At 68.0% G+C, this 26,749-nt stretch carries 20 protein-coding genes; 10 read left to right on the top strand and 10 right to left on the bottom strand.

The features are described from left to right. Positions 1-20: 20 nt before the first annotated feature. From AC3ANX_RS14800 to AC3ANX_RS14775, 6 genes are all read right to left on the bottom strand, one after another. Positions 21-1,031, bottom strand: a complete 1,011-nt coding sequence (locus AC3ANX_RS14800) for a sensor histidine kinase (protein WP_488334024.1) — start codon at positions 1,029-1,031, stop codon at positions 21-23. A 77-nt stretch (positions 1,032-1,108) separates the two neighbouring features. After that, positions 1,109-1,921: an ATP-binding protein gene (locus AC3ANX_RS14795; RefSeq protein WP_488334023.1), complete on the bottom strand. Its 813-nt coding sequence runs from the start codon at positions 1,919-1,921 to the stop codon at positions 1,109-1,111. 162 nt (positions 1,922-2,083) lie between these two features. Continuing rightward, positions 2,084-4,159 (bottom strand): tetratricopeptide repeat protein, encoded by a 2,076-nt coding sequence (locus AC3ANX_RS14790; protein WP_488334022.1) that lies wholly within the window; start codon positions 4,157-4,159, stop codon positions 2,084-2,086. Next, complete coding sequence (gene prsR, locus AC3ANX_RS14785; RefSeq protein WP_488334021.1) at positions 4,152-5,513, bottom strand: PEP-CTERM-box response regulator transcription factor; 1,362 nt, start codon at positions 5,511-5,513, stop codon at positions 4,152-4,154. Before prsR ends, AC3ANX_RS14790 begins: the two co-directional genes overlap by 8 nt. Beyond that, positions 5,510-7,555, bottom strand: a complete 2,046-nt coding sequence (gene prsK, locus AC3ANX_RS14780; protein ID WP_488336963.1) for an XrtA/PEP-CTERM system histidine kinase PrsK — start codon at positions 7,553-7,555, stop codon at positions 5,510-5,512. Before prsK ends, prsR begins: the two co-directional genes overlap by 4 nt. A gap of 5 nt (positions 7,556-7,560) precedes the next feature. Beyond that, positions 7,561-8,952, bottom strand: coding sequence for a TIGR03013 family XrtA/PEP-CTERM system glycosyltransferase (locus AC3ANX_RS14775; protein ID WP_488334020.1), 1,392 nt, complete (start codon positions 8,950-8,952; stop codon positions 7,561-7,563). A gap of 160 nt (positions 8,953-9,112) precedes the next feature. Here AC3ANX_RS14775 and AC3ANX_RS14770 point away from each other — a divergent pair, with 160 nt between their 5' ends. After that, entirely contained in the window at positions 9,113-9,322 is a 210-nt protein-coding gene (locus AC3ANX_RS14770) for a hypothetical protein (RefSeq protein ID WP_488334019.1), read from the top strand. A gap of 16 nt (positions 9,323-9,338) precedes the next feature. Here AC3ANX_RS14770 and AC3ANX_RS14765 read toward each other — a convergent pair whose 3' ends face one another. Beyond that, positions 9,339-10,295, bottom strand: coding sequence for a DUF3617 domain-containing protein (locus AC3ANX_RS14765; protein WP_488334018.1), 957 nt, complete (start codon positions 10,293-10,295; stop codon positions 9,339-9,341). A 205-nt stretch (positions 10,296-10,500) separates the two neighbouring features. On the opposite strand from AC3ANX_RS14765, the gene AC3ANX_RS14760 reads away from it, so the two are divergent. From AC3ANX_RS14760 to AC3ANX_RS14730, 7 genes are all read left to right on the top strand, one after another. Continuing rightward, positions 10,501-12,966 (top strand): glycogen/starch/alpha-glucan phosphorylase, encoded by a 2,466-nt coding sequence (locus AC3ANX_RS14760; protein WP_488334017.1) that lies wholly within the window; start codon positions 10,501-10,503, stop codon positions 12,964-12,966. Positions 12,967-12,993: 27 nt separating this feature from the next. Next, on the top strand, positions 12,994-13,383 hold the full coding sequence (locus AC3ANX_RS14755) for an alpha amylase C-terminal domain-containing protein (RefSeq protein ID WP_488334016.1): 390 nt from the start codon (positions 12,994-12,996) through the stop codon (positions 13,381-13,383). Between the two features lie 15 nt (positions 13,384-13,398). Beyond that, positions 13,399-14,658, top strand: coding sequence for a glucose-1-phosphate adenylyltransferase (gene glgC, locus AC3ANX_RS14750; protein ID WP_488334015.1), 1,260 nt, complete (start codon positions 13,399-13,401; stop codon positions 14,656-14,658). A gap of 5 nt (positions 14,659-14,663) precedes the next feature. After that, on the top strand, positions 14,664-16,112 hold the full coding sequence (glgA, locus tag AC3ANX_RS14745) for a glycogen synthase GlgA (RefSeq protein ID WP_488334014.1): 1,449 nt from the start codon (positions 14,664-14,666) through the stop codon (positions 16,110-16,112). Then, positions 16,109-17,737: an alpha-D-glucose phosphate-specific phosphoglucomutase gene (locus tag AC3ANX_RS14740; protein ID WP_488334013.1), complete on the top strand. Its 1,629-nt coding sequence runs from the start codon at positions 16,109-16,111 to the stop codon at positions 17,735-17,737. Before glgA ends, AC3ANX_RS14740 begins: the two co-directional genes overlap by 4 nt. Next, positions 17,737-19,611 (top strand): glycogen debranching protein GlgX, encoded by a 1,875-nt coding sequence (gene glgX, locus AC3ANX_RS14735; protein WP_488334012.1) that lies wholly within the window; start codon positions 17,737-17,739, stop codon positions 19,609-19,611. Before AC3ANX_RS14740 ends, glgX begins: the two co-directional genes overlap by 1 nt. 110 nt (positions 19,612-19,721) lie before the next feature. Continuing rightward, a complete protein-coding gene (locus AC3ANX_RS14730) occupies positions 19,722-21,707 on the top strand; it encodes an ATP-binding protein (protein WP_488334011.1) in 1,986 nt (661 codons plus the stop codon). 36 nt (positions 21,708-21,743) lie between these two features. Here the strand turns inward: AC3ANX_RS14730 and AC3ANX_RS14725 are convergent, their stop codons facing one another. Next, complete coding sequence (locus AC3ANX_RS14725; protein WP_488334010.1) at positions 21,744-22,757, bottom strand: polyprenyl synthetase family protein; 1,014 nt, start codon at positions 22,755-22,757, stop codon at positions 21,744-21,746. A 108-nt stretch (positions 22,758-22,865) separates the two neighbouring features. Here AC3ANX_RS14725 and AC3ANX_RS14720 point away from each other — a divergent pair, with 108 nt between their 5' ends. Next, complete coding sequence (locus tag AC3ANX_RS14720; protein ID WP_069204420.1) at positions 22,866-23,150, top strand: chorismate mutase; 285 nt, start codon at positions 22,866-22,868, stop codon at positions 23,148-23,150. A 3-nt stretch (positions 23,151-23,153) separates the two neighbouring features. Here AC3ANX_RS14720 and AC3ANX_RS14715 read toward each other — a convergent pair whose 3' ends face one another. After that, positions 23,154-23,759 (bottom strand): hypothetical protein, encoded by a 606-nt coding sequence (locus tag AC3ANX_RS14715; protein WP_488334009.1) that lies wholly within the window; start codon positions 23,757-23,759, stop codon positions 23,154-23,156. Positions 23,760-23,942: 183 nt separating this feature from the next. After that, a complete protein-coding gene (locus AC3ANX_RS14710; RefSeq protein ID WP_488334008.1) occupies positions 23,943-24,458 on the bottom strand; it encodes an OsmC family protein in 516 nt (171 codons plus the stop codon). 157 nt (positions 24,459-24,615) lie between these two features. Here AC3ANX_RS14710 and AC3ANX_RS14705 point away from each other — a divergent pair, with 157 nt between their 5' ends. Further along, positions 24,616-26,748 (top strand): TonB-dependent siderophore receptor, encoded by a 2,133-nt coding sequence (locus AC3ANX_RS14705; RefSeq protein ID WP_488334007.1) that lies wholly within the window; start codon positions 24,616-24,618, stop codon positions 26,746-26,748. Position 26,749 lies beyond the last annotated feature (1 nt).

The following is a 26,749-nucleotide window of genomic DNA, read 5'->3' as shown; positions in this document are numbered from 1 at the left end:
CGTCGCGCCGGGGCGGCGGCTCAGGCAGCGAGGTCGAGCGTCACGCGCGTTCCGGTCGGTCCGCTTTCGGTGTGCAGCCGTCCCTCCGCCTGACGGGCGAACGCATCGACCAGCCGGGTGCCAAGGCCGCCGCGCGGCACCGGACCGCCCTTCGGCGGCAGGCCGACGCCGTTGTCGGCTACGCTCAGCGTCCAGCCGGTGCCATGCTGGTGGAACGTCACGTGGATGCGGCCGGTGTCGCGTCCGGTGAAAGCGTGCTTGGCGGCGTTGGTGACGAGTTCGTTGACGACGAGCCCGATCGACACCGCACGGTCGCGCGGCAGTTGCGCGCTCTCGCATTCGCAGGTCAGCGTCACCTTGCCGCCGAGGAACAGCGCCTCGACCAGCGCGCCGCAGAGCTGATGGAGGTAGTCGCCCATCTCCACCGCGCCGATCGCATCGCTACCGCGGTAGAGGTGACGGTGCGCCTGCGCGATACTTTCGACGCGCATCCGCGCCGTATTAAGCGCGGCGACGGTGGCGGGATGTTCCGCGCGGCGTGCCTGCATGTCGAGCAGCCCCGCGACGATCGCGAAGTTGTTCTTCATGCGGTGGTCGAACTCGGCGAGGAACAGGTCGCGGTCGGCGATCTCACGGTCGCGCTCGGCCGCGGCCTGACGCACAGCCTGCCGGAACATCTCGGCGATGATGATGGTGATGCCCGCCGCCGCCGAGATCACCAGCGTCCGCACCACGCCATACGGATCGGCCGCGGGCAGCGTGACCGGCATGGCGAGCCCGAGCAGCACCGAACGCCACGCATAGAGGATCGACAGCGCCGCCGTCAGCACGCCCGCCGGCCAGTGCGCGAACAATGTCGCGAGGATCAGCGCGGGGAAGACCAAGGCGTAAGGCCCGACACCCGGCACGACCAGATCGAGCAACAGCCGCCCGCCGATCGCGCCGAGCCCGCACAGCAGGCCGACGCCGATCTGCGTGGCCCATCGCGGGACACCCGGCGCAAGCCGGTCCGGCAGATCGATTTCCCCCACGCGCCCCATGCGAGCATTTCAGGGCCGTGCGGAACCAAGTCAAGGCGGATCGCAACCACCCTGATTTCGATCAGCAACTATGTCAAAGATCGGCCGTATCGCCCGGCCAGATCGACGATGTAATGCCATGCCACCCGCCCCGAACGGCTGCCGCGCCGCGTCGCCCAGCCGACCGCCTCGACCGCGTCGAACGGCAGATCGAGCGCCTGCGTATATCCCTCGACGATGCCGAGATAGGTGTCCTGATCGATCACGTGGAAGCCCAGGCTCAGCCCGAAACGGTCGGCCAGCGCGAGATTGTCGTCGACCGCGTCGCGCGGGTTGATCGCATCGGCCTGTTCCTCGATGTTGCGCGGCACGAGGTGGCGACGGTTCGAGGTGACGAACAGCCGCGCGTTCGCCGGCCGCGCCTCCGCGCCGCCATCGAGCATCGAACGCAGCGCGCGCGCGTCGCTTGCGGCATCGAAGCCGAGATCGTCGATGAAGATCGCGAAGGCGCGGGGCGCTGGCGCGATGTGTGCGAACAGCTCGGGCAGCGTATCGAGCCCGGTGCCGATCACCTCGACCAGCGCGAGGTCCGCACCTGACGCCTGCACCGCGCCGGTGCAGCTCTTGACCAGCGCCGACTTGCCGGTGCCGCGGGCGCCCCACAGCAGAACGTCGTGCGCGGCGGCGCGGTTCGCCAGCCGGGTGAGATTGTCGAGCAGCGCCTGTTTCTGTGCGGACAGCCCGAAGATGCGGTCGAGCGGCACCGGCGCGAACGCGCGCGCGGCCACCAGCGTGTCGCCGCGCCAGACATAGGCGGGGTGCGCGTGGGGATCGGCAGGGGCGAGGCGAGGCGGGGCGAGCCGTTCGAGCGCGGCGGCGATCCGTTCGATCGGGTCTGTCATGTGCGTAGCTCCCCAGGTCAGGCGGGGTTGCGCTGTATCGCGGTGCGGGAAGGAAGCAACCCCGCAAGCCGTCGCCCCGGCGCAGGCCGGGGCCGCTATGGTATGATGCAGGCCGGTTGCCCTACACGCAGCGGCCCCGGCCTGCGCCGGGGCGACGATCGTTCAGGCGCTCAATGCCTTCAACGCCGCCGTTGCCGCAGTGCGATCCGCAAACGTCGGGTCCGCCAGCGCCGCGCGGATCTGCGTCGCCGCCTCGCCGTCGCGGTTGAGGTCGCCGAGCGCCTGGGCGAGATGCCAACGCAAGGTCGCATCGGCGGGCGCGATCGCCACCGCTTTCTGGAACAATTGCAGCGCGAGATCGGTCTTGCCGAGCTGGTACAAGGCCCAGCCATAGGCATCGGTCGCGGCCGGGTTCATCGGCGCGAGCCGGTAGGCGGCTCGGGCGTAGCTGCGGCCGGTGGCGGCATCCTCGTCGCCGGTATAGGCATAGCTGAGTTCGGCGAGCAGCCCGGCATCGCGGTCGCCGAGCTGCTGGCGTAAGGACTCCAGCGTGTCAATGGCGGCGTCGTAATCGCCGCCGGCGATCTGCCAGTGCGCGGCGATGCGCTGGCCGGCGATGCTCTGCGGGTTCTGCGACAGGAATTTGGTGAGCGCGTCCAGCGCGCGCGGTCGCTGGCCGGCACGGTCGAGCGCGTCGACCATGCGCAGCATCGTCGGCTCGTCGAAGCGGATGTCGGCGGCGCGGGCATAGGCGGTGGCGGCATCGCCGTAGCGCGCGCCCGCCGCCAGCGCATCGCCGAGCGCGAGCCAGCCCGAGGGCGCGCCCGGCATGATCTGCGTGATCGCCTGCGCCTGTGCGAGCGCGCCGCTCTGGTTGCCCGCTTCGAGCAGCCCGCGCACCGCGCCCAAACGCGCGACCGGCTCGCCGGGCTGATTGCTCGCGGCGGCGGTCAGCAGGCCGGGATCGTCGTCGATGCCGAACGGGGTCGTGGTGGGGCGGCCCGGCCAGAACGAGCGGTCGAGGTACGGTGCGGCCCAGTTCCGCTCGCCCGATTGCTCGAACGCGCGCGCCACCAGCGTCAGCGTGTAGCTGTCGGCGTCGCCGCGCAACGCCGCCGGGCGCATCGCCGCGAGTGCGCCGCGCGCATCGCCCGCGCGCAAGGTGGCGAGACCGAGCAGCCGCTTGGCGGTGAGGTTCATCGGCTGTTGCGCGGCGAGCGCACTCCATTGTTCGATGGCCTGCTGATACGCGCCCGCCTGATAGGCGAGCATTCCGCCGAGCAACTGCACGCCCGGCATGCCGCCGAGTGTGCCCGAGGTCCGCGCGAGCAGGGTGCGCGCAAGATCGTACTTGCCCGAACGCGCCGCCAGCACCGACTGGAGGTAATAAGCCTGCGCGTCGCCCGGCCGCGCGTCGAGGGCCTTGCGCGTCGCCTCGAGCATGTCCTGATAGCGGCCGACATCGCCGAGCGTCGCGGCATAGTCGATCAGCGCGTCATAATAATAAGCATCCTTGGCGAGCGCCGCCTCGAACCACGGCAGCGCGGCGACGAGACCGTATTGAGTGCGGATCAGTTCGCCGCGCAGCGTCAGCGCGGCGAGATTGTCGGGGCTGAGCGCGACCGCGCGCGCGGCCGAATCGGTCGCGCCGGCGACATTGCCCGAATCCAGCCGCACCCGGCCGAGATCGGCATAGGCCGCGCCGTCCTGCGGATTGGCGGCAGCCACGCGCAGCAGCATCGCCTCCGCACCGGGCACGTCGCCCTTGGCGGCGAGCGCGCGCGCGGCGATCCGCATCGCATAACCGGCGAAGCGTGGCTGCGCCTTGGCCGCCTCGGAGAGCGCGCGGTCGGGATCGCCCTCCAGCAGCGCGGCATGTGCGTAGAGCTGGTGCGCGCGGGCCGTGTCGAAGCCGTCGTCGCGCGCGCGGTCGAGTTCGCCCTCGGCCGAGATGCCGTCGCCGATCGCCAGATACGCGCGGCCCAGCACCGCATGGGCGAGGCCCCAGTTGGGATCGGCCTTGATCGCGAGTTGCGCGTGGAGCCGCGCCGCGCTGTAATTGCCCGCGTCGAGCAGGGTGAGGCTCTGCGCGAGATGCCGGCGCGCGTCGCCCGCATCGGCGCGCGCGGGGGTGAGCGCCGTGACCGCGAACAGCCCGGCGACCGCCGTCGCGCCGAGCGCGCCGCCCGCTACCAGGGCTTTGCGGACAAGACCGAGGCGTTTGCGGGGCTTAGGCATGGAGATCATAGCTCTTCAGGAGGTCGTACAAAGTCGGCCGGCTGACGCCGAGCAACTTGGCGGTGTTCGAGATGTTGCCTTCGGCGCGCGCGAGCGCCTGACGGATGGTCTTGCGGTCCGCGCCCTCGCGTGCGGCGCGCAGGTTGAGCGGCACTTCCTCCGCGCCCTCGGCCAGATCGAGGTCGGCGGCGGTGACGAGTTTGCCCTCGGCCATGATGACCGCACGCTTCATCCGATTCTCCAGCTCGCGCACGTTGCCGGGCCAGCCCCATGCGTCGATCGCGGCGCGCGCATCGGGCGCGAGCCCGGTTACGGCGGAGTGCATCTGCTTGGCGTAGCGCTTGAGGAAATGGCTGGCGAGCAGGCTGGCGTCGCCGCTGCGCTCGGCCAGCGACGGGATGCGCACGACGATCTCGGCGAGACGGTAGTAGAGGTCTTCGCGGAAACTGCCGTCCGCAACCATTGCGTCGATGTCGCGGTGCGTCGCGCAGACGATGCGCGTATCGACCGCAATGGCCTTACGCCCGCCGATCCGCTCGATCACGCGTTCCTGCAGGAAGCGCAGCAGTTTGACCTGCAAGGGCAAAGGCACGTCGCCGATTTCGTCGAGGAACAAAGTGCCGCCGCTGGCCTGTTCGATCTTGCCTTCGGTCGTTTTCACCGCGCCGGTGAACGCGCCCTTTTCGTGGCCGAACAATTCGCTTTCCAGCAACGTCTCGGGAATCGCCGCGCAGTTGATCGCGACGAAGCTCCCACGTCCACGCGGGCTGGTGTCGTGGAGCCCGCGCGCGAGCAGTTCCTTGCCGGTGCCGCTCGCGCCGAGCAGCATCACCGACACGTCCGCGCCCGCGACACGCTCGATCGTGCGCGTCACCTTCAGCATCTCGGGCGCGGCCGTAATCATGCCGCCCAAAGCGGTGCCGCTCGTGCGGTCGGCGAGGCGGCGGTTCTCGGCTTCGAGCGCGTGGACGTGGAAGGCGCGCGCGACGATCAGCCCGAGCGCGTCGATGTCGATCGGCTTCTGGTAGAAATCCCAGGCGCCGTCGGCGATCGCCTGCCGCGCGCTCTCACGCGCGCCGTGGCCCGAGGCGACGATCACCTTGGTATCGGGTTTCAGCGCGAGGATTTCGGCCAGCGTGGCGAACCCCTCGGTCACCCCGTCGGGATCGGGCGGCAGGCCGAGATCGAGCGTCACCACTGCCGGCTCCTCCGCGCGCACCGCGTCGATCGCGCTGGCGCGGTCGCCCGCGACGATCACCTCATAGCCGTCATAGGCCCAGCGCAACTGGCGTTGCAGCCCGAGATCGTCCTCGATGATGAGCAGCTTGGGCAGCGGTTTGGACTTGTCGGTCATGCGGCCTGTTCCACGGGCAAGACGGGTGCGGGGGCGAGCGTCACGACGAAGCGTGTGCCCCGGCCCTCGCGGCTGGTGACGGAAACGGTGCCGCCCATCGCCTCGGCAAGCTGGCGCGCCTCGAACGCGCCGATACCGAACCCGCCGGGCTTGGAGGAGACGAACGGCTTGAACAACTGGTCGCGCACGAACGCGGGCGACATGCCGCAGCCGGTATCCGCGACGACGATGCTCGGCCGGTCGCCCCCCGCGACGGCGATCTCGATCGGCTGATCCTTGCCGCTCGCCTCGATCGCATTCTGGAGCAGGTGCGCGAGCAACGTCTCCAGCCGGGCGGGATCGGCGAGGGCGAAGGCGTGGGCATCGCCCGACAGCAGGATCGGATGCTGGCGGCGGCGCTGGCGGATCACCTGCGCGGCGACATCGGCCAAGTCGGTCGCGCGCGGCTCCTCGCTGCGGCCCGAATGGTGCTGCGACAGCCGCGCGAGCAGATCGTTCATCCGCCCCGCGGAGTCCTTCAGCGTCGCGATCATGTCGGCGCGGAAGGCGGGGTTCTCGGCATGGCGCTCGGCATTGCGCGCGGTGAGCGTCAGCTGGCTCACCAGATTCTTGATGTCGTGCATGATGAAGGCGAAGCGGCGGTTGAATTCGTCGAACCGCTCGGCCTCGGCCAAGGCCTCCTGCGCGCGCGCTTCGGCGAGGTAGCTCGCCACCTGCCGCCCGGCGATGCGCAACAGGTCGAAATCCTCCCAGTCCAGCGCGCGGTCGACCGGCGGCCGCGCGAGCAGGATCGCGCCCTGCAAACGGCCGAGATGAACGAGCGGCACCAGCGCCCAGGCGTCGCTCGTCAGCATCCACGCGGGCACGCTCGCCAGCTCGGCGGGATCGGCGGTGGCGGCACGCACCGAGTCCAGCTCGACGATCCGCCCGCTGGTGGCGAGATAGTCGGCGAGCGCTTCGTCGGCGCCCTGGGCACCCGGCTCGCTCCAGCGCCAGCCCGCGCCGACGCCGAGCCCGGCACCCTCGGGCACCAGCAGCAGCCCGGCGGGCGAATCGGTCAGGTCAGCCACCGCCTTTACGATGCGTTCGGCGAGCGGGGCGGCACCCTCGGGCTTGCCGAGCGTATCGGTGAAGCGCACCCATTCGGCGCGGTAATCGTAGCGATGTTCGAAGAAATGCTTGGCGAGCTTCACCTTCGCCCACGCCTTCACCCACGGCGAGGACAGCAGCGTGAGCCCGGCGGCGGTGCTGCCGAACACGAAGGCGGTTTCGAGCAGCCGGGCATGATCCCCGCCCAGCGTCGCGATCGCGCTGGTGGCGAGCAGCATCGCCACCGCATAGAGGATCGTCGCGGCGATCGAGAGCGTCTGCCATGCGACCGTGCGCGAGAGTTGCAGGGTCCAGTCGCCGCCACGCTGCACCGCCACCGCGAGCACCGGCGCGGTCAGCGCCATCACGACGCCGCGCGTCGCCACCAGCTCCTGCGGCCAGCGCCCGGCCGTATAGGCGGTGGCGGTGAGCAGCAGGTCCATCCCCCACATCGCCGCCAGCGCGATCACGACGAGGCGGATGCCGCCGCGCGCGCGCGGCACCACCGCGCCGTACAGATGCTGGAGCAGCACCAAGGCGCTGATCGCCACCATCGCGCGGAACAGCGTGCGGACCGAGACGAGATCGCGCGCGACGGTCGTGCCGAGCATCTCCTGCGCGACCGACAGGGCGGAGCCGCACAGGATGACGAGTACCACCGCGCCGTAGATCAGCGATACCGCCCGGCGCTCCGGCGCGGCCGGATCGCGCCGCACCAGCGCGAACATGAAGGCGAGCCAGGCGAGGTTGCGCGCGCTGTCCGCTGCCCGTGTGACGAACTCGCGGGTGCCGATCCCCGCCACCGCCAGCGCCCACAGCGCGGTGACGACCAGCGCGATGGTGAAGGTCAGCCGCGGCAGCCCGGGCCGCCCCTCGCGCAGCACCGCCAGCGCCACTCCGGCGAACAGCAATGCGGCGAGCGCGTGGCCCCACAGGATGACGCCCGCGAGCATCACGGTCAGCGCGCGCCTTCGGGGAACAGCACGACGCGGATCGTCTGGAGGATGATGAGCAGATCGAGGAACGGCGAATAGTTCTTGGCGTAGAACAGGTCGTATTCGAGCTTGTGGCGCGAATCGTCGATCGACGCGCCGTAGGGATAGTTGATCTGCGCCCAGCCGGTGATGCCAGGCTTCACCATGTGGCGTTCCGCATAATAGGGCAGTTGCTGTTCGAGATCCTCGACGAACTGCGGGCGTTCGGGACGGGGGCCGACGAAGCTCATCTCGCCCTTCAGCACGCTCCACGTCTGCGGCAGCTCGTCGATTCGGCATTTGCGGATGAACCGGCCGACGCGGGTGATGCGCGGATCGTCCTTTTCCGCCCACACCGCCTTGCCGGCGACCTCGGCATCCTGTCGCATGGAGCGCAGCTTGATGCAGTCGAACCCGACGCCGAACAGCCCGACGCGGCGCTGACGGTAGAAGGCCGGCCCGCGGCTCTCCAGCTTGATGGCGATCGCGGTCAGGATGATGACGGGCGCCATCAGCACCAGCAACGTCGCGCTCATGCAGATGTCGAACAGCCGCTTGAACATGCTCGAGAACATCCGCCCCGACGAGAATCCGTCGGAGAAGATCAGCCAGCTCGGGTTGACGCTTTGCAGGTCGATCCGGCCGGTTTCGCGTTCGAGGAAGGTCGAGATCTCGTTGACGTGGACGCCGGTGGTCTTGATGCGCAGCAGATCCTTCAGCGGAAGCGCGTTGCGGCGTTCCTCCAGCGCCAGCACCACCTCGCTCGCATTGAGCAGCACGACATGGTCGGCGAGGTTGTAGATCGCGTCACGCGCGATCGCTTCGGGGATGACCCGCGTCGCCGCCTCGCTCATCGCGACGTAGCCGACCACGACGAAGCCCGCGCCCGGCGCCGAGGCGAGCGCCTTCAGCCGCGCCGCGCGCGCGCCGGCGCCGAGCACGACGATGCGTCGCTTGAAGATCTGCCCGCCCAGCGCCTTGCCGAGCAGCATGCGCATCGCCATCAGCATGACGACGCTCAAGCCCATCGAGTAGAGCAGGTTGGAGCGCCAGAAGGTCGCGCCCGGCACCAGGAAGAAGATCACGCTGAGCAGGATCACCGCCAGCGACACCGCCACCACCAGCCGCGCCGTCGCGAAGCGCAGCGATTGCAGCGATTGCGCGCTATAGACGCCGGTCGCCATCATCGCGATCTCGACGCACAGCGCGAACGAGCCCAGTTGCGCCATGCGGTTCTGGATCGGGTCGACCATGCTGCCAAGCTGGTGGATGCGGATCACATAGCCGACCTCGCCCGCCACCACGAGCAGCACGATATCGAGCAGCCCGAGCAACAGCACGGCATTGGGGATATAATGCTTGAACAGCCTTATCATTGTCGCGCGATCCCGATGACGTGTTTGGGCGGGGCGTGTGTAAGCATTTCCGACACGTCCTCCGCCATGTCGCAGAAATTGACAAACAAAGGTTAAACGGAGTGTCGGCAGCGGCGGGTGAGCGAGATTCGCGGCGCGTCGTCTGATACGATCGCTGGCGATGTACTTCGACTCCGGAGCATGGCCGCCACCGCCGGGCGGCGCCGATCCGCCGCCGCCGGCACCCAAGCTCAACCCGGCGCAGGAGCGGCTGTTGCTGCGTCTGGTCGGCATGATGTTGCTCGCGGTGTTCATCGGCCCGCTGGCGGGATCGTCGGTGATTGTCGCGCTTGTCGCGGTCGTCCGCGCGATCGTCGGCTTGTTCGTCTAGGACGGGGGGCGGCGCGCTATCGCTCGAAATAGCCGGCCTTGCCGCGATATTGCGCGACCGGCGCGGCATGGATGCCGGGGACGAGCGACATGATTCGCGTGTTGAAGCACGCCAGCGTCGTGTCGGTCGCTTCGCTGCCGCTCGCCACGCAGGCCTTCAGCACCGCGCAGCCGATCCGGTCGATCCGCGCGTCCCCGCTTCGCCGGGTGTTGGAGCAGTTGGTGAGGATGCGGCCGTCGCTTGCGTAGCGCAGCCGCAGGTTCATCAGCTTGCGCGCGACGACGACGATATCGTCGGGCTGCGCCGGCGCGCCGATCGGGATGCCGCGCGGCATGACGGTGGGGGCGGGCGTCAGGTCGTCTTCCAGCGGCTTTGGGTGGACCACGGTGGCGAAGGTGGGGTTATGAATCGAAGGCTGCTGATCGACGCCGATACCCTTGCACTCGCCAAGCCGGTTCGCGAACAGCCGGCTTTGCGTTGTGATCGTGTTGCTCAGCCCACGCGTCGAATATTCCGCTACCTTGCTCACACGCAGATCGACGCTGCGCGGAGTCGCTGTCCCGCCGTAAGCGACGTCTTCGTTGCCGACCCCGTGCGTACAAGCGAAGTCGGCGGTCATGCGGTTGCCGCGCTGGCGGAAGCGGATCGGCGAACATCCGAGCGCCGACCCTTCGATCAGCAGCCGGGCGATCTGGGCGCTCAGCGCCTGTCCGGGCAAGCACACTTGCCAGCGGAAGGCGGGAATAGCGTACGTGCGCCGGCCGTTCATCTCCGGCGTGTCGCTGATCGTAGTCGCGATGCCCGGCCCGGCCTGTATGCTCCACAGGCCGGGCGTGAGCGTGGTGCGGCTGCCCTCCACGATGATGTCCCGGTCCAGCCGCTTGCCTTTGACGATCACGTCGCCGGGCGCTTTCTGTGGCGACGCCCCGGCGAGCACGGCGCAGGCGGCGATCGCGAGGCAGCGTTTCAGCACCGCATCTCTCCCATGCAGTCGTGCGCGCGTTCAAGCGCGTCACGTCGCCGCGCAGAGTATCGCACCGGTCCTCGTCGTCAATCGGCGGAGGCGGCGGATTGCGTCCGTTTTACCGCTATATTGTTAGGATCGCGGGCGGATTTGCCCTCTACAAAGCGGGTCCGCCGCGATAGGCTCAAACCGGGTTTTTCTCAGAGGCAGTTCGATGATCAAGGCCGCTCCTACGCTCCCCAAGCCGGCGCCGCGCGCCACCGACCCGGACACGCTCGCCGCCGAGATCGTCGAGCGGCTGACCTACCGGATCGGCAAGAACGCGGTCGCCGCCAAGCCGCACGACTGGCTGGCGGCGGTCATCAACGTGATCCGCGACCGCATCATCGACCGCTGGATCCAGTCGACGCAGGAAACCTACGAGGAAGGCGGCAAGCGCGTCTATTACCTCAGTCTCGAGTTCCTGATCGGCCGGCTGATGCGCGATGCCGTGTCGAACATGGGCCTGATGGATTCGATGCGGCAGGCGCTGTCCTCGCTCGGCGTCGAGCTCGATCTCATCCGCGAGCTGGAGCCCGACGCGGCGCTCGGCAACGGCGGTCTCGGCCGACTGGCGGCGTGCTTCATGGAATCGATGGCGACGGTCGACGTGCCTGCCTATGGCTATGGCATCCGCTATGTGAACGGCATGTTCCGGCAGGAGATCCACGACGGCTGGCAGGTCGAATTGCCCGAGACGTGGCTCGCGCATGGCAATCCGTGGGAGTTTGAGCGGCGCGAGGCGAGCTATGAAATCGGCTTCGGCGGCTCGGTCGAACCGGCGCGCGCCGACGGCAGCGGCGACGATGCTCGCGTGTGGAAGCCGGGCGAGCGGCTGATCGCCACGGCTTACGACACGCCCGTGGTCGGCTGGCGGGCCGAGCGCGTCAACACGCTGCGGCTGTGGACCGCGACGCCGATCGACCCGATCCTGCTCGACCGCTTCAACGCGGGCGACCACATCGGCGCGTTGGCGGAGAGCAACAAGGCCGACAGCCTCGCGCGCGTGCTGTATCCGGCCGACTCGCACATCGCCGGGCAGGAATTGCGGCTGCGGCAGGAGTATTTCTTCTCCTCCGCATCGCTTCAGGACATCGTGCGGCGGCACATCCAGTATTTCGGCGACATCCGCACGCTGCCCGAAAAGGCGGCAATCCAGCTCAACGATACGCACCCGGCGGTGTCGATCGCCGAGATGATGCGCATCCTGATCGACGAAATGGACCTGTCGTTCGACGAGGCATGGGCGGTGACCCAGCCGACCTTCGGCTACACCAATCACACATTGCTGCCCGAGGCGCTGGAGACGTGGCCGGTGCCGCTGTTCGAGCGGCTGCTGCCGCGCCACATGCAGCTCGTCTATGCGATCAACGCCAAGCTGCTGATCCAGGCGCGGCGCGAGAAGGGCATGGACGACCGCGCCATCGCCGCGATCTCGCTGATCGACGAGACCGGCGAGCGGCGCGTGCGCATGGCGAACCTCGCCTTTGCCGGGTCGCACAGCGTCAACGGCGTGGCGGCGCTGCATACCGAGCTGATGAAGCAGACCGTGTTCGCCGATCTGCACCGCATGTTCCCCGATCGGATCAACAACAAGACCAACGGCGTCACCCCGCGCCGCTGGCTGCAACAGTGCAATCCCGAACTGACCGGCTTGCTGCGCGAGACGATCGGCGATGCCTTTCTCGACGATACCGAGAAGCTCACCGCGCTCGACACCTTCGCCGACGATGCCGACTTCCAGGCGAAGTTCAAGGCGGTGAAGCTCGCCAAGAAGACTGCGCTCTCCAACCTGCTGCGCGAGCGGATGGGGCTGAAGATCGACCCGACCGCGTTGTTCGACATCCAGATCAAGCGCATCCACGAATACAAGCGCCAGTTGCTGAACATTGTCGAGGCGGTGGCGCTGTACGACCAGATCCGCTCGCATCCCGAGAAGAACTGGCAGCCGCGCGTGAAGCTGTTCGGCGGCAAGGCCGCGCCGAGCTACCACAATGCCAAGCTCATCATCAAACTGGCCAACGATGTTGCGCGCGTCATCAACCACGATCCGGCGGTGCAGGGGCTGCTCAAGGTCGTGTTCGTGCCGAACTATAACGTGTCGATCGCCGAGGTGATGATGCCCGCCGCCGACCTGTCCGAACAGATTTCGACCGCAGGCATGGAAGCGTCGGGCACTGGCAACATGAAGTTCGCTCTGAACGGCGCGCTGACGATCGGCACGCTCGACGGCGCCAACATCGAGATCAAGGATCATGTCGGCGACCAGAACATCATGATCTTCGGCCTCACCGCCGACGAGGTGCAGGCCAAGCGCGCGGGCGGCTACAATCCGCGCGCGGTGATCGAGGGCTCGCGCGAACTGAGCCAGGCATTGTCGGCGATCGCCTCGGGCGTGTTCTCGCCCGACGACCGCGATCGTTACCGCGATCTGATCGGCGGCATCTACGACAAGGACTGGTTCATGGTGGCGGCGGATTTCGACGCTTACCACGCAGCGCAGCGCCAGGTGGACACGCTGTGGGCGGACCAAAATGCATGGTATTCAAAAACGATACGGAACACAGCGCGAGTTGGCTGGTTCTCCTCCGATCGTACTATCCGGCAATATGCCAGCGAGATTTGGGGCGTCCTGCCATAGCCGGCTTTCAGTGAGAAGGAGTGCGCGTTGAAGCCCGGCGAAGCGGAAGCGATCGTCGCGGGTACGCATCGCAATCCGTTCGCGGTGCTCCGCGTGGATCGTGACAGTGCGGCTGGTGTCGCGCGCTGCTTCGTGGCCGGAGCGGAGACGGTCGAGGCGTTCGCGCGCGACGTGCCGCAGCACCCCGCGCTCCGCGAGGCGCCGATGCAAGCCGCCAATCTCATGCCCCGCCCGTTGACGGGGTGCCGGATAACGCTACCCGTTGCGGGTGTGCGACACGGCATCCTCTCTACCGATGGGCATGGCCATGGGGGCAGCGGCACAGGCACTTTCGGCGGCATCACGGCGGCGGAGGGCGGCGCGGGCGTCGTCGCGATCCCGCCGCGCGCCACCAGCATGTTCGAACATAGCAGATAACGGGAGGAAGCAGGCATGGTCGAGAGGAGAGGCGCACCGCTCGCACGCGACGCAATGGCGTATGTGTTGGCCGGCGGGCGCGGCAGTCGCTTGTGGGAGTTGACCGACGTGCGCGCGAAGCCGGCGGTCTATTTCGGCGGCAAGGCGCGGATCATCGATTTCGCGCTGTCGAACGCGCTCAATTCGGGCATCCGCCGCATCGGCGTGGCGACGCAGTACAAGGCGCATTCGCTGATCCGCCACCTGCAACGCGGCTGGAACTTCTTCCGCCCCGAACGCAACGAGAGCTTCGATATCCTCCCCGCCAGCCAGCGGATGGAGGAATATGGCTGGTATTCGGGCACGGCGGACGCGGTGTACCAGAACCTCGACGTGATCGAGAATTACGCGCCGGAGTTCATGGTCATTCTCGCGGGCGATCACGTCTATAAGATGGACTATGAATTGATGCTGCAACAGCACGTCGATTCAGGCGCCGACGTGACGGTCGGCTGTCTCGAGGTGCCACGCGCGGATGCGGTCGCGTTCGGCGTGATGCATGTCGATGAGGCGGACCGCATCATCGCCTTCGTGGAGAAGCCCAAGGACCCGCCGGGCATCCCCGCCCAGCCTGACCTCGCGCTCGCCTCGATGGGCATCTACGTGTTCCGCACGCAGTTCCTCGCCGATCTGCTGCGGCGCGATGCCGCCAACCCGCAGTCCCAGCACGATTTCGGCGGCGACATCATCCCCTATATCGTCGAGCATGGCAAAGCGGTGGCGCATCGTTTCGCGGCAAGCTGCGTGCGATCGGAGCTGGAGCAGAAGGCCTATTGGCGCGATGTCGGCACGATCGATGCGTATTGGGAGGCGAATATCGACCTCACCGACGTCATCCCGCAGCTCGACATCTACGATCGCGCCTGGCCGCTGTGGACCTATTCGGAGATCAACCCGCCCGCCAAGTTCGTCCACGATTTCGACGGGCGGCGCGGCAGCGCGATCTCCTCGCTGGTGGCGGGCGGCTGCATCATCTCGGGGTCGGCGTTACACAAGAGCCTGATCTTCACCGGCGTGCGCGCGCACAGCTACTCGACCATCACCGAGGCGGTGGTGATGCCCTATTGCGAGATCGGCCGCGGCGCGCAGCTCTGCAAGGTGGTGGTCGATTCGCACGTCAAGATCCCGCCCGGGCTGATCGTCGGCGAAGATCCGGTCGCCGATGCGGAGCGCTTCCGGCGTACCGAGAGCGGCGTCGTGCTCATCACCCAGCCGATGATCGACCGGCTCGGCTGACGCGCATGCACGTTCTTGCCGTCGCCTCCGAAATGCACCCGTTCATCAAGACCGGGGGTCTCGCCGATGTGGTCGGCGCGCTGCCGGCCGCGCTGTCGTCCTATGGCGTCACGGTGACGACGGTGCTGCCCGGCTATCCCGCCGTCCTCGCCGCCTTGGGCGACGCCGAGGTGGTGGCGGACTATCCCGACCTGTTCGGCGCGCCCGCGCGGCTGCTGCGCGCGCAGGTCGGCGAGACGCGGCTGCTGGTAGTCGATGCACCGGCGCATTTCCAGCGTGCCGGCGGCATCTACAGCGATGCGGGCGGCGGTGAATGGGACGACAATTGGCGGCGCTTCGCCGCGCTGTCGGCGGTGGCGGCCAGCGTCGCGGGCGGGGCGGTGGCGGACCTTCGCCCCGACATCGTCCACGCGCACGACTGGCAGGCGGCTCTGACGCTCGCCTATCTGCGCCACGGCCCGCGCGGCCGCCTGCCGGCGGTGATGACGATCCACAACCTCGCCTTCCAGGGCGGTATCGACGCCGCGCTATTCCCTGCGCTGGGGTTGCCGCAGAGTGCCTTCGCGGTCGATGGCGTCGAATATTACGGCGGGGTCGGCTACCTGAAGGCCGGTCTGTTCTACGCCGACGCGATCACTACGGTCAGCCCTGCCTATGCCGACGAGATCCTGACGCCCACGCACGGCATGGGGCTCGACGGGCTGCTCGCCGCGCGGCGCGGGCGGCTGCACGGCATCCTCAACGGCATCGACATCGCCGAGTGGAACCCGGCGACCGATCCCGCGCTGCCGGCGCATTACGACGTGTCGAACCTTGCGGAGCGGCGGCGCAACCGCGAAACGGTCGAGGCGCGGTTCGGCATCGCGGCGGGCGAGGGGCCGCTGTTCGCGGTAGTCAGCCGGCTGACGTGGCAGAAGGGGCTGGATATCCTCGCAGCCACCGTTGACGAGCTGGTGGCGATGGGCGGGCGGCTGGTCGTGCTCGGCTCGGGCGACCGCGCGATCGAGGCGGCGTTCCGGGATGCGGCCGAGCGGCATCGTGGCAAGGTCGGTGTATCGACCGGCTTCGATGAGCCTTTGTCGCACGTCATCCAGGCCGGCGCCGATGCGATGCTGGTGCCCTCGCGGTTCGAGCCGTGTGGACTGACCCAGCTCTATGCGCTGCGCTACGGCTGTGTGCCGGTTGTCGCGCATACCGGCGGTCTCGGCGATACGGTGATCGACGCCAATCAGGCGGCGGTCGCGGCGGGCGTAGCGACCGGCGTGGTGCATGATCCGGGCACGCAGGAGGCGCTGCGATCGGGCATTCACCGCACGGTCGCGCTGTTCGAGCAGCGCGAGACATGGGCGGCGATGCAGCGCGCCGGAATGGATGCGGATTTCTCTTGGCGGCAGAGCGCGGCGCGCTATGCGGCTTTGTACCAGTCGCTCCTCCAAGAACGGACGCCAGCATGATCGAAACCGTGCCGACGACGCCCTATCAGGACCAGAAGCCCGGCACGTCCGGACTTCGCAAGAAGGTGCCGCATTTCCAGCAGCCCAATTATATCGAGAATTTCGTCCAGGCGATCTTCGACAGCCTCGACGGGTTCGAGGGCCAGACGCTGGTGGTCGGCGGCGACGGGCGGTTCTACAACCGTGAGGTGATCCAGGTCGTGCTGCGCATGGCGGCGGCGAACGGCTTCGGCCGTGTGCTGGTCGGGCGGGGCGGCATCCTGTCGACCCCGGCGGCGAGCAACGTGATCCGCAAATATCAGGCGTTCGGCGGCATCATCCTCTCGGCCAGCCACAATCCCGGCGGCCCGACCGAGGATTTCGGCATCAAGTACAATATCGGCAACGGCGGCCCCGCGCCCGAAAGCGTCACTGACGCGATCTACGCGCGCACCAAGGCGATCGACGCGTACAAGACCGTCACCGCACCCGATGTCGATATTGACGTGATCGGCGAGAGCTTCGTCGCGGGCATGTCGGTGCAGGTGATCGACTCGGTCGCCGATTACGCCGCGCTGATGGAGACGCTGTTCGATTTCGACGCGATCCGCGCGTTGATCGGCGGGGGCTTCCGCGTTGTGTTCGACGCGATGAGCGCCGTCACCGGGCCGTATGCGCTGGAGATCATCGGCCGCCGGCTTGGCGCGGGCGAGGACGCGATCTTCAACGGCGAGCCGCTGCCCGATTTCGGCGGGCATCACCCCGACCCCAATCTCGTCCACGCGCACGATCTGTACGAGCGGATGATGGCCCCCGATGCGCCCGATTTCGGCGCGGCGTCGGACGGCGACGGCGATCGCAACCTCATCATCGGCAAGCATATCTTCGTTACGCCCTCGGATTCGCTGGCGATGCTGGCGGCGAACGCGCAGCTCGCGCCCGGCTATGCGGCGGGGCTGACGGGTATCGCCCGCTCGATGCCGACCAGCGGCGCTGCCGATCGGGTGGCGGAGAAGCTCGGCATCCCGCTGTTCGAGACGCCTACGGGGTGGAAGTTCTTCGGCAATCTGCTCGACGCCGGCATGGCGACGATCTGCGGCGAGGAGAGCGCGGGCACCGGCTCGGATCACGTCCGCGAGAAGGACGGGCTGTGGGCGGTGCTGTTGTGGCTCAACATCCTTGCCAAGCGCGGCGAGAGCGTCGCCGCCATCGCACAGGCGCATTGGGCGACCTATGGCCGCAACTACTACGCGCGGCATGATTACGAAGCGATCGACACCGCCAGCGCCGACGCGCTGATGGCGGAGCTGCGCGGCAAGCTCGCCACGCTGCCGGGCAGCGACGTGGCCGGCCTCAACGTCGCGAGCGCGGACGATTTCGCCTATACCGATCCGGTCGACGGTTCGGTCAGCGCGAAGCAGGGCGTGCGCATCGGCTTCGAAGGCGGATCGCGGGTGGTGTTCCGCTTGTCGGGCACCGGCACCTCGGGCGCGACGCTGCGCGTCTACATCGAACGCTACGAACCCGCCGACGGCGATCTCGCCGCCGAAACGCCGGACGCGCTCGCGCCGCTGATCGCGGCGGCCGAGGCGGTGGCGGGGATCGCGCGGCACACCGGCCGCACCGCTCCCGACGTCGTCACCTGATGGAGCCGCCCTTTCCGCCCGGCGCGTGGCCGCAAGAAGACGGCACGCACTTCACGATCTGGTCCGAACATGCCGAGACGATCGACGTGGTGCTGTTCGATACGGAAGATGCCGAGATCGCCCGCGCGCGGCTGCGGATCGGGCAGGGCGGCTGGCACCACGCCTTTATCGAAGGCGTCGAGCCCGGCACGCGCTACGGCTACCGGATCGACGGACCATATGATCCGGCGGCGGGGCACTGGTTCGACCCGTCGAAGCTGCTGGTCGATCCGTATGCGCTCGCGATCGACCGGGCGTTCGTGCAGGATCCACGGCTGGGCGAGCGGGGTGTGGACACCGCCGCGCTGGTGCCCAAGGGCATCGTCACCACGTTGCCCGAACCCGCTTTCCGCGAGCCACCGCGTTTCGCGAACGGCGGGCTGATCTACGAAGTCGCGGTGCGCGCCTTCACCATGCTCCACCCCGACGTGCCGGAGGCGCAACGCGGCACGATCGCCGCGCTCGGCCATCCGGCGGTGATCGCGCACCTGAAGGCGATCGGCGTCAGTGCGGTCGAGCTGATGCCGATTGCGGCGTGGATCGACGAGCGCCACCTGCCGCCTTTGTGGCTGCGCAACGGCTGGGGCTATAACAGTGTGCCGTTCATGGCGCTCGACCCGCGTCTCGCGCCCGGCGGCACGGCCGAGCTTGCCGATGCTGTGGCGAAGCTGCATGCGGCGGGGATCGGCGTGATCCTCGACATGGTGTTCAACCACAGCGGCGAGAGCGACGCGCAGGGCGGCACGCTGTCGCTGCGCGGCGTGGATGGCGCCAGCTACTTCCGCATGGCCGACGGCATGCTCATCAACGATACCGGCTGCGGCAACACGCTGGCGTGCGAGCGCGCGCCCGTGCAGCGGCTGATCCTCGATACGCTGCGGCACTTCGTCGTGAACGCCGGTATCGACGGCTTCCGCTTCGATCTCGCGACCGTGCTGGCGCGCACGGCAAGCGGGTTCGACCGCCACGCGCCGCTGCTCGACGCGATGGCGGCCGACCCGGTGCTGGGCGACCGCGTGATGATCGCCGAGCCGTGGGATGTCGGTCCGGGCGGCTATCAGCTTGGCAATTTCCCGGCGCACTGGCTCGAATGGAACGACCGCTACCGCGACGACGTGCGGCGGTTCTGGCGCGGCGACGCGGGGCGGATCGGCGATTTCGTCACCCGCGTCGCCGGTTCGTCCGACCTGTTCGCCGGCGCGACCCGCAGCGTCAGCGCAGTCGCCGCGCATGACGGCTTCACCCTTGCCGATATCGTTGCTTACGAGAGCAAGCACAACGAAGCCAACGGCGAGGCCAATCGCGACGGGCACGAACCCAATTTCTCCTGGAACCACGGCGTCGAGGGGCCGAGCGACGATCCTGCCGTCCGCGCCGCGCGGCGGCAGGACACGCGCGCGCTGCTCGCGACCGTATTCGCCACGCGCGGCACGATCATGCTCACCGCCGGCGACGAATTCGGGCGGAGTCAGCGCGGCAACAACAACGCCTATTGCCAGGACAATGCGATCACCTGGCTCGACTGGGCGAACCGCGACACCGAGCTGGAGGCGTTCGTCGCTGGCCTCGCGACGGTGCGTGCGGCGTGCCCGGCACTTGCCGATCCGGCCCTGCTGACCGAAGGCGACGTGGCGTGGCTGCGGCCCGATGGCGGCGGCTACGAGGTCGAGAACTGGAACGACCCGGCAAGTGGCGTGATCGCGATGCGGCTGACGGGCGTGAGCGTGCTGTTCAACCGGACCGCCGATCCCGTCGTCTTCGCCGAACCGGCGGTTACGGTGCCTGCACGCAGCGTCGTCTTCGTCCGCGACGGAGACAACACACCGCGACCGTAGTTTTACGGAGTTGCGATTCGCTCGCGTTGCGCGCAGCAATCGTTACGATGGAGGCATCGCACAGCTTAGCCTTTCCGTGGCGCACGGAAAGCGCCGGTGGGCGCTGGTGGATGCATTTCGCCTGCCTGACGCTCGGCTGTTTCGGCGCGTTCCTGCTCGGCTTTGCGCTCAATCACTCCGGATCGATGCCGCCGATCATGCCGTTTACCGGCATTGCGATGGCGGGTCTGCTGTTGTGGGGCAAGCGAATGTGGCCGGCGGTGCCGATCTCCGCGCTCGCTGCGGCGCTGGTCCTGGGGCTGCCGAACCTGCTGCTTCAGATCGTCATCGCGCTTGGTCTCACGATCGGGCCGGTGATCGGCGCGGTGGTGGTCGAGCGACTGGTCGGGCGCGTCGCGCTGCCAGTGCGTGCCGAGCACGCGCTGCCGATCATCCTCGGTGCATTGGTGTGTTCGGCGTTGATGGCGGCGTGCGTCAGCGTGCCAATCGCGCTGCATGGCGATCTGCATGGGGTCTCCTTGCCGATCGATCTGTTCAACCGCAGCGTGCGGCATCTGACCGGCGCGATGCTGACGCTGCCGCTGGTGCTCGCCTGGGCGGACGCGCGCGATCGCTGGGACGGGCACGACTGGATGCACTTCGTCGCGATGCTGCTGACTACAGCTGCGGTCGGCTACCCGATCTTGCTCGGACGCGATGCCGAGCCGATCTCCTGGGCGATCTATCCGCCGCTGATCTGGGCGGCGATCGCGTTCCGGATGCGTGGCGTGACCGCGGCGATGCTCGTCATCAGTGTCGAGGCTTTCGCGGGCATTTCGCTCGGCGTCGGCATTTTCAAGCATAGCCATACCGACGCGACGCTGCTGATGCTGCTGTTCATCAGCGTCACCACTGCCACCATGCTGGTGTTCGCAGCGCTCGCGCATGAGCGGATGAGCGAGCGGCGGCTGCGGGTGCAGGTCTCCGAAGCCAAGCTGGCGCTTGAGATCGCGCAGGCCGAGGCGGTTGACGCCAACACAAGGCTGCGGCTGTCGCAGGAGGCGGCGGGCGCCAACGCTTGGGAATATGACGTCGAGACGGCGCGGATCGTGCGCGCCTTCGGGGAGGACGAAACCGTCGATCTGATGACTGGCGAGATGCCGGTCGGCGGGTTGTCGCATGAGATCGTCCCGAGCGATCTCGCGCACTTCGGCGTCGCGATGCGCCGGGCCGTCACCACGCGCGGGCTGCTCGACGTCACGCTGCGCACCGGCACGCCCGAGCAGCCCACCCGCTGGCTGCGCGTGGTCGGTCGATACGACGGATCGAACAACCGTCGCCGCGTGATCGGCATGACGCTCGACGTGACGCTGCTGCACGAGGCGCGGGCGGCGGCGCAGGCGGCGAGCGAGAAGCTGCTGAGCATCTCACGGCTGAGCGCGATGGGGGCGATGGCCTCGACGCTGGCGCACGAGCTTAACCAGCCCCTCACCGCCATCGCCAATTATGCGGCGACGGCGCGGATGCTGCTGTCCTCCAACATCCCCGATGCCAACGAGATGGCGGGCGAACACCTCGCGCAACTGACCGATGCGAGCCTGCGCGCGGGCAAGATCATCCGCAAGATGCGCGACTTCACGATTAGCGGCGAGATCACGCGTACCGTCGGCGATCTCAACGAGATCGTCGAGACCGCGTGGAGCAACGTGCGCGATCGGCCGGTCGCGGCAGGCGCGGAACTGGTCTTCGATCAGGACGCGCGCGGCCCACGGGTTGCGGTCGACCGGCTCCAGATCGAGCAGGTGCTCGTTAATCTCCTGCTCAACGCGGTGGAGGCGACTGCGGGGCAGGACAAGCGCGTGGTCGACGTGCGCATTCTCTCGGGCGACGACACCATCACGGTGACGATAGGCGACAACGGGCGCGGCTTGCCCGAGGAAATGGTCGACAATCTGTTCGAACCGTTCCGCACCACCAAGCCGGACGGCACTGGCCTTGGCCTGCCGATCTGCCGCACCATCGTCGAAGCGCACGGCGGCAAGCTGTGGGCGGAAAGCCGCGCGGCGGGCGGGACCGAGTTCATCTTCACGCTCGCCGGCGACGCCGTGCTGCACTGAGCGGTTCGCCCCGGGTCGCCCGGGGTGGCGTAGCGTTCAGAACGCGCGGGCGATCGCGAACTCAACGGCTTCGATCATCGCATCCTTGGCCGCGCCGCCCGGGAAGATCGCCAACGCGTCGATCGCGCGCTGACCATAATGGCGTGCGCGCGCGAGCGTGTCGTCGATCGCGCGGGTGCTGCGGACCAGTTGCAACGCGTGGGCGAAATCCTCGTCGCGGTTGCGATGGCCTTCGATCGCGGCCTTCCAGAACGTGCGGTCGGCCTCGTCGCCGCGCGCATAGGCGAGGATGACGGGCAGGGTGGCCTTGCCCTCGCGGAAATCGTCGCCGCTGTCCTTGCCCATCGTATCGGCGTCGGACACATAGTCGATCGCATCGTCGACGAGCTGGAACGCGACGCCGAGGTTGCGGCCATAAGCATCCAGCGCGGCTTCCTCCGCTTCGCTCCGCTCCGCCACCACCGCCGCGATCCGGCAGGCGGCGGCGAACAGCGCGGCGGTCTTGGCGACGATGATGTCGAGGTAGCGATCCTCGGGCGTGTCGATCCGGCGCGCGGCGGTAAGCTGGTTGACCTCGCCCTCGGCGATGATCGCGCTCGCGCTCGACAGGATCTTGAGCACCTTGAGGCTGCCCGCCTCGACCATCAGTTCGAACGAGCGGCTGAACAGGAAATCGCCGACCAGCACGCTGGCCGGATTGCCCCAGATCAGGTTGGCGGTGCGCTTGCCGCGCCGGAGATCGGAGCCGTCGACCACATCGTCGTGGAGGAGCGTTGCGGTGTGGATGAACTCGACAGCGGCCGCCAGAGCATGGTGATGCGTGCCATCGTACCCGATCAGCCGTGCGCTCGCCAATGTCAGCATCGGGCGCATCCGCTTGCCGCCGCCGGCGATGAGATGGCCGGCAAGCGTCGGGATCAGCGGGATATCCGAGCGCATGCGATCGAGGATGACGGCGTTGACCTGTTCGAGGTCGGCGGCGATCAGCGCCACCATCGGATCGAGCGATGGCGCGGGACGGGGTTCGAGGCGGTGGATCGTGGCGCTCATCTCCCCCGCGATGTGGCGGGACTATCGCGCAAAGGCAAGCCCGCATTAGGCTTGCGTGGCGCGGGCTCGGTGCGCAAAAGGCGCGCGGTTTGCGTTTGGAGGGCTGTGATGACCGACGGGACGCTGGCAGGCTATCGCCAGAGCATCGACAATATCGACGCGGCACTCGTGTTCCTGCTCGCCGAGCGGTTCAAGGTGACGCAGGCGGTGGGCCGTCATAAGGCGACCGCCGGGCTGCCGCCCGCCGATCCGGGCCGCGAGGAAGCGCAGATCGCGCGGCTGCGTGGCCTTGCCAAACAGGCTGATCTCGACCCGGATTTCAGCGAGAAATTCCTGCGCTTTATCATCGACGAGGTGATTCGCCACCACGAGCGCGTCCGCGACGCGGGCTGAGGCTCAGCCGCGCGCGATCCACTCCGCCAGCGCCGCGCCCGCCGCGTTGTTGCCGCCGATCATCGTGACCAGCACGATCAGCGTCTGCGCGCCCGCGCCCCACCAATAGGCGGGGTGGATTGAGCCGCGCGCGCGGGCGTCGAACACCATGCCCGCGACGAGGTAGAGCGTTGCCGCGACATAGACCGCGACCGGCGCCCAGAACCCGAACAGCGGCATCGGCAGGATGCGGCCGAGCGCGGGAGCGATCACCACCGACATCGCCGCCAGCATCAGCCGTTTATGCCAGTCGGGCCGGTTGCGCATCCGCACCGCCACCGCGACCAGCGCGCCGAACACGATCACCGCGACGCCGTCGATCAGCAGGAACACGCCGGGCGCGAAGAAGAACGGCACCGCGCCACGCCGCAGGCACATCACCGTCACCACCAGCCCCAGCACCACCATCGCCGCCGCGAGGACACCGCCGATCCAGCCGATCTGCCGGTGGATCGACACCGCGCCCTTCGCGACCAATCCGTTCTGGAGCAGGTAGAAGCCGACCCAGCACACGAACACGACCGCATGCAAGTGGATCTGGATCGGCAACGTGACCGCGGGCTGCTGCAAGCGCAAGTAACCGAGCGAAAATCCGATTCCGACCGTTACGGCGAAAGCGATCGCTATGACGAAGAAGAACCTGCGTTCCGATGAAACCGGATCGCGGACTGGTGCTATAGATGCCATATCGTCCCCCGACTCTTGGCCGGCACTTACCGTAAAGCGGTTCCGCCGGCAATTGTCATACGGCGATCAGCGTTCGGTGAAGTCGTAGGAGCGGCGGCCGACCGCGATCAGCGCGGCCATGTCGATCGTGTGGGTATCGGCCGCCTCGCACGGCGGCGGCGCGGCGTCGGCCAGCGTTTCGACGCGGGCGCCGCCGGTCAGCGTGCGATGTACCGGGCAACGGTCCGCAATCTCGACCAGCCGCGCGCGCTGCGCTGCGTCGAGCCCGTCGGGCAGCGCGATGTGGCGGACGAACAGGTCGGGCGGGGTGCGACCGGGCTCGCGACGATGGCCGACCTGCGTGCGGATCGCCGCGACCGGCCAGCCCTTCTGCTCGGCATAAAGCCGCAGCGTCATCGTCGTGCAGGCGGCGAGTGCGGCACACAGCAGTTCATAGGGGTTAGGCCCGCTGCCGAGCCCGCCAGCCGCTACGGGCTCGTCGGCGAGCAACACCGCGTCGCCGGCCTCGATCCGGACCTGGAAGCGACCCGCGCCCGTCTCGGTCGCGCTGGCGCCGCCGGCGTTGCTGTCGGGGCCGGTCATGTCGAATCTCCTCGCTGGTAGCGGCATCATGCCACGCCCGGGGCGATGCGGGAACGGTGTCGGAAGACACGCCCGCCATGCGGTTTCGATTATGCTGCTATTGATAAGCGATCGCAAATAGGCCAAGAGTCGCCGCAGAAAGCAAAAGGGACTGTTGATGAAGCGTGAGATTTTCGCCGCGATGCTGCTCGGTACGGCGGCCTATGGCACCCCCGCGATGGCGGCGGACGCGCCCACCGACGACGAGACGATCGTCGTACAGGGCGAGCGGCCGCGCAGCGAATCCTCCGCCGGCACCAAGAACGCCGCGCCGATCGCCGAGACGCCGCAGTCGATCAGCGTCATCAGCTCCGCTGACATCGCCGATCTCGGCATCGCCAATCTTAACCAGGCGCTGCGCTTTGTGGCGGGCGTCACCACCGAACAGCGCGGATCGAGCGCCGAGGTGTACGACCAGTTCAAGCTGCGCGGGTTCGACGCGCCGCAGTTCCTCGATGGGCTGAAGGTGGCGCAGGGTGCGGGGTATCTCGCCTCGCAGGTCGACATGTCGCGGCTCGACCGGATTGAGGTGGTCAAGGGTCCGGCGTCGGCGCTGTACGGCCAGTCGGGGCCGGGCGGCCTCGTCGCGCTGTCGAGCAAGCTGCCGCTCGATGAGGCCCTGTACGGCGCGGCGTCGGCGACCTACGGCACCTATGATCTCTACCGTGTCGACGGCGACATCGGCGGCAAGACCGGCGGCGTGCTGTGGCGCGTCTATGGCAGCGTCAACGGCGCGCACACGCAGCAGACCTTCAGCGCGCGCGAACGCGAGACGATCTCGGGCGCGGTGACGCTCGGCTCCGGCCATGCCACCACGCTGACCTTGCTCGGCGCTTATTCGCACGATCCGCAGAACGGCAGCTATGGCGTGTTCCCGGCGTCGGGCACGTTCCTCGACAATCCCAATGGCAAACTCCCGACCAGCCGCGACTTCGGCGAGGACGGCAATTACTTCCGCCGCGAACAGGTCGCGGGTACCTATATCCTCAACCATGATTTCGGCTCGGGCTGGAGCTTCCGCGCTGCCGGCCGTTATCAGCACGCCACCTCGCGGCTCGGTATCGTCTATGCCGCTGGCCCACTCGACGCGTCCGATCCGAGCGGGCGAACCTACAGCCGCGCATCTTACGCGACGCGTGAGACCGGCAGCGGCTGGGTGTTCGACAATCAGGTGCGCGGCAGTTTCAATACGGGCGTGCTCAAGCACGACGTGCTGTTCGGCGTTGATCACCAGTTCGGCAAGGCGTATGAGGCGTCGGCATTCGGCGGCGCGACCTCGCTCAACGGGTTCGCGCCGGTGTACGGGACGACGGTGGTGCCGGACGGACCGGAGACGGTGCCCGCCAACTTCGGCGTCGGTACGCAGTCGCCGCGCCAGAAGCAGACCGGCATCTACGCGCAGGACCAGATTTCCTGGGGCGGGCTGCGCGTGCTGCTGAGCGGACGGCAGGACTGGGCGGAGAGCCGCGCCAGCGCCTCGGCGGTTCCCGAAAAGTCGGATCGCTTCACCTACCGCGCCGGCGCGCTGTACACCACGTCGTTCGGTCTGGCGCCCTATGCCAGCTATTCGACCTCGTTCGAGCCGCAGAGCGGGATCGTCACGCGGTCGGACGGAACGCTGGGCGTGGCGCGGCCGTCGCTCGGCAAGCAGCTTGAACTCGGCGCGAAATATACCGTGCCGGGCACCAAGATCCTGCTCACCGGCGCATGGTTCCACATCAACCAGACCAATGTCGTCACCTACAACCCGATCACCTTCTCGGGCGTGCAGGGCGGCGAGGTGCGTTCGGAGGGTTTCGAGATCGAGGCGAACGCGCCGTTGCCGCACGACTTCAACGCGCGTCTCGCGTTCAGCCGCCAGAAGGTGCGCACGGTGAAGGACACCGCCAATCCCGCGACGATCGGCTACGGCATCCTCGGCGTCGGGCGCGGGGGTACGTCGTTCAACCTCGAATGGGCGCCGCATGACGGTGCGCTTGCGGGCTTCGCGATCGGCGGCGCGGTGCGTCAGGTCGACAGCGTCTCGGCGAGCAGCACCTCGCTGGTCAGCACGCCCGGCTATACGCTGTTCGACGCCCTCGCGCGCTACGATCTCGGTAAGCTGTCGCCGCGTCTTGAAGGGCTGACGCTCGCGGTCAACGCGCAGAACGTGTTCGACAAGAAGTATCTGACCACCTGCTACCTCGACTACGCATGGTGCTGGTACGGCAATCGCCGCACCGTGCAGGGCACGATCGGCTACCGCTTCTGAT

It is taken from the genome of Sphingomonas sp. BRN-1R (assembly GCF_057748035.1).
This window is presented reverse-complemented; position numbering and strand designations above follow the sequence as displayed.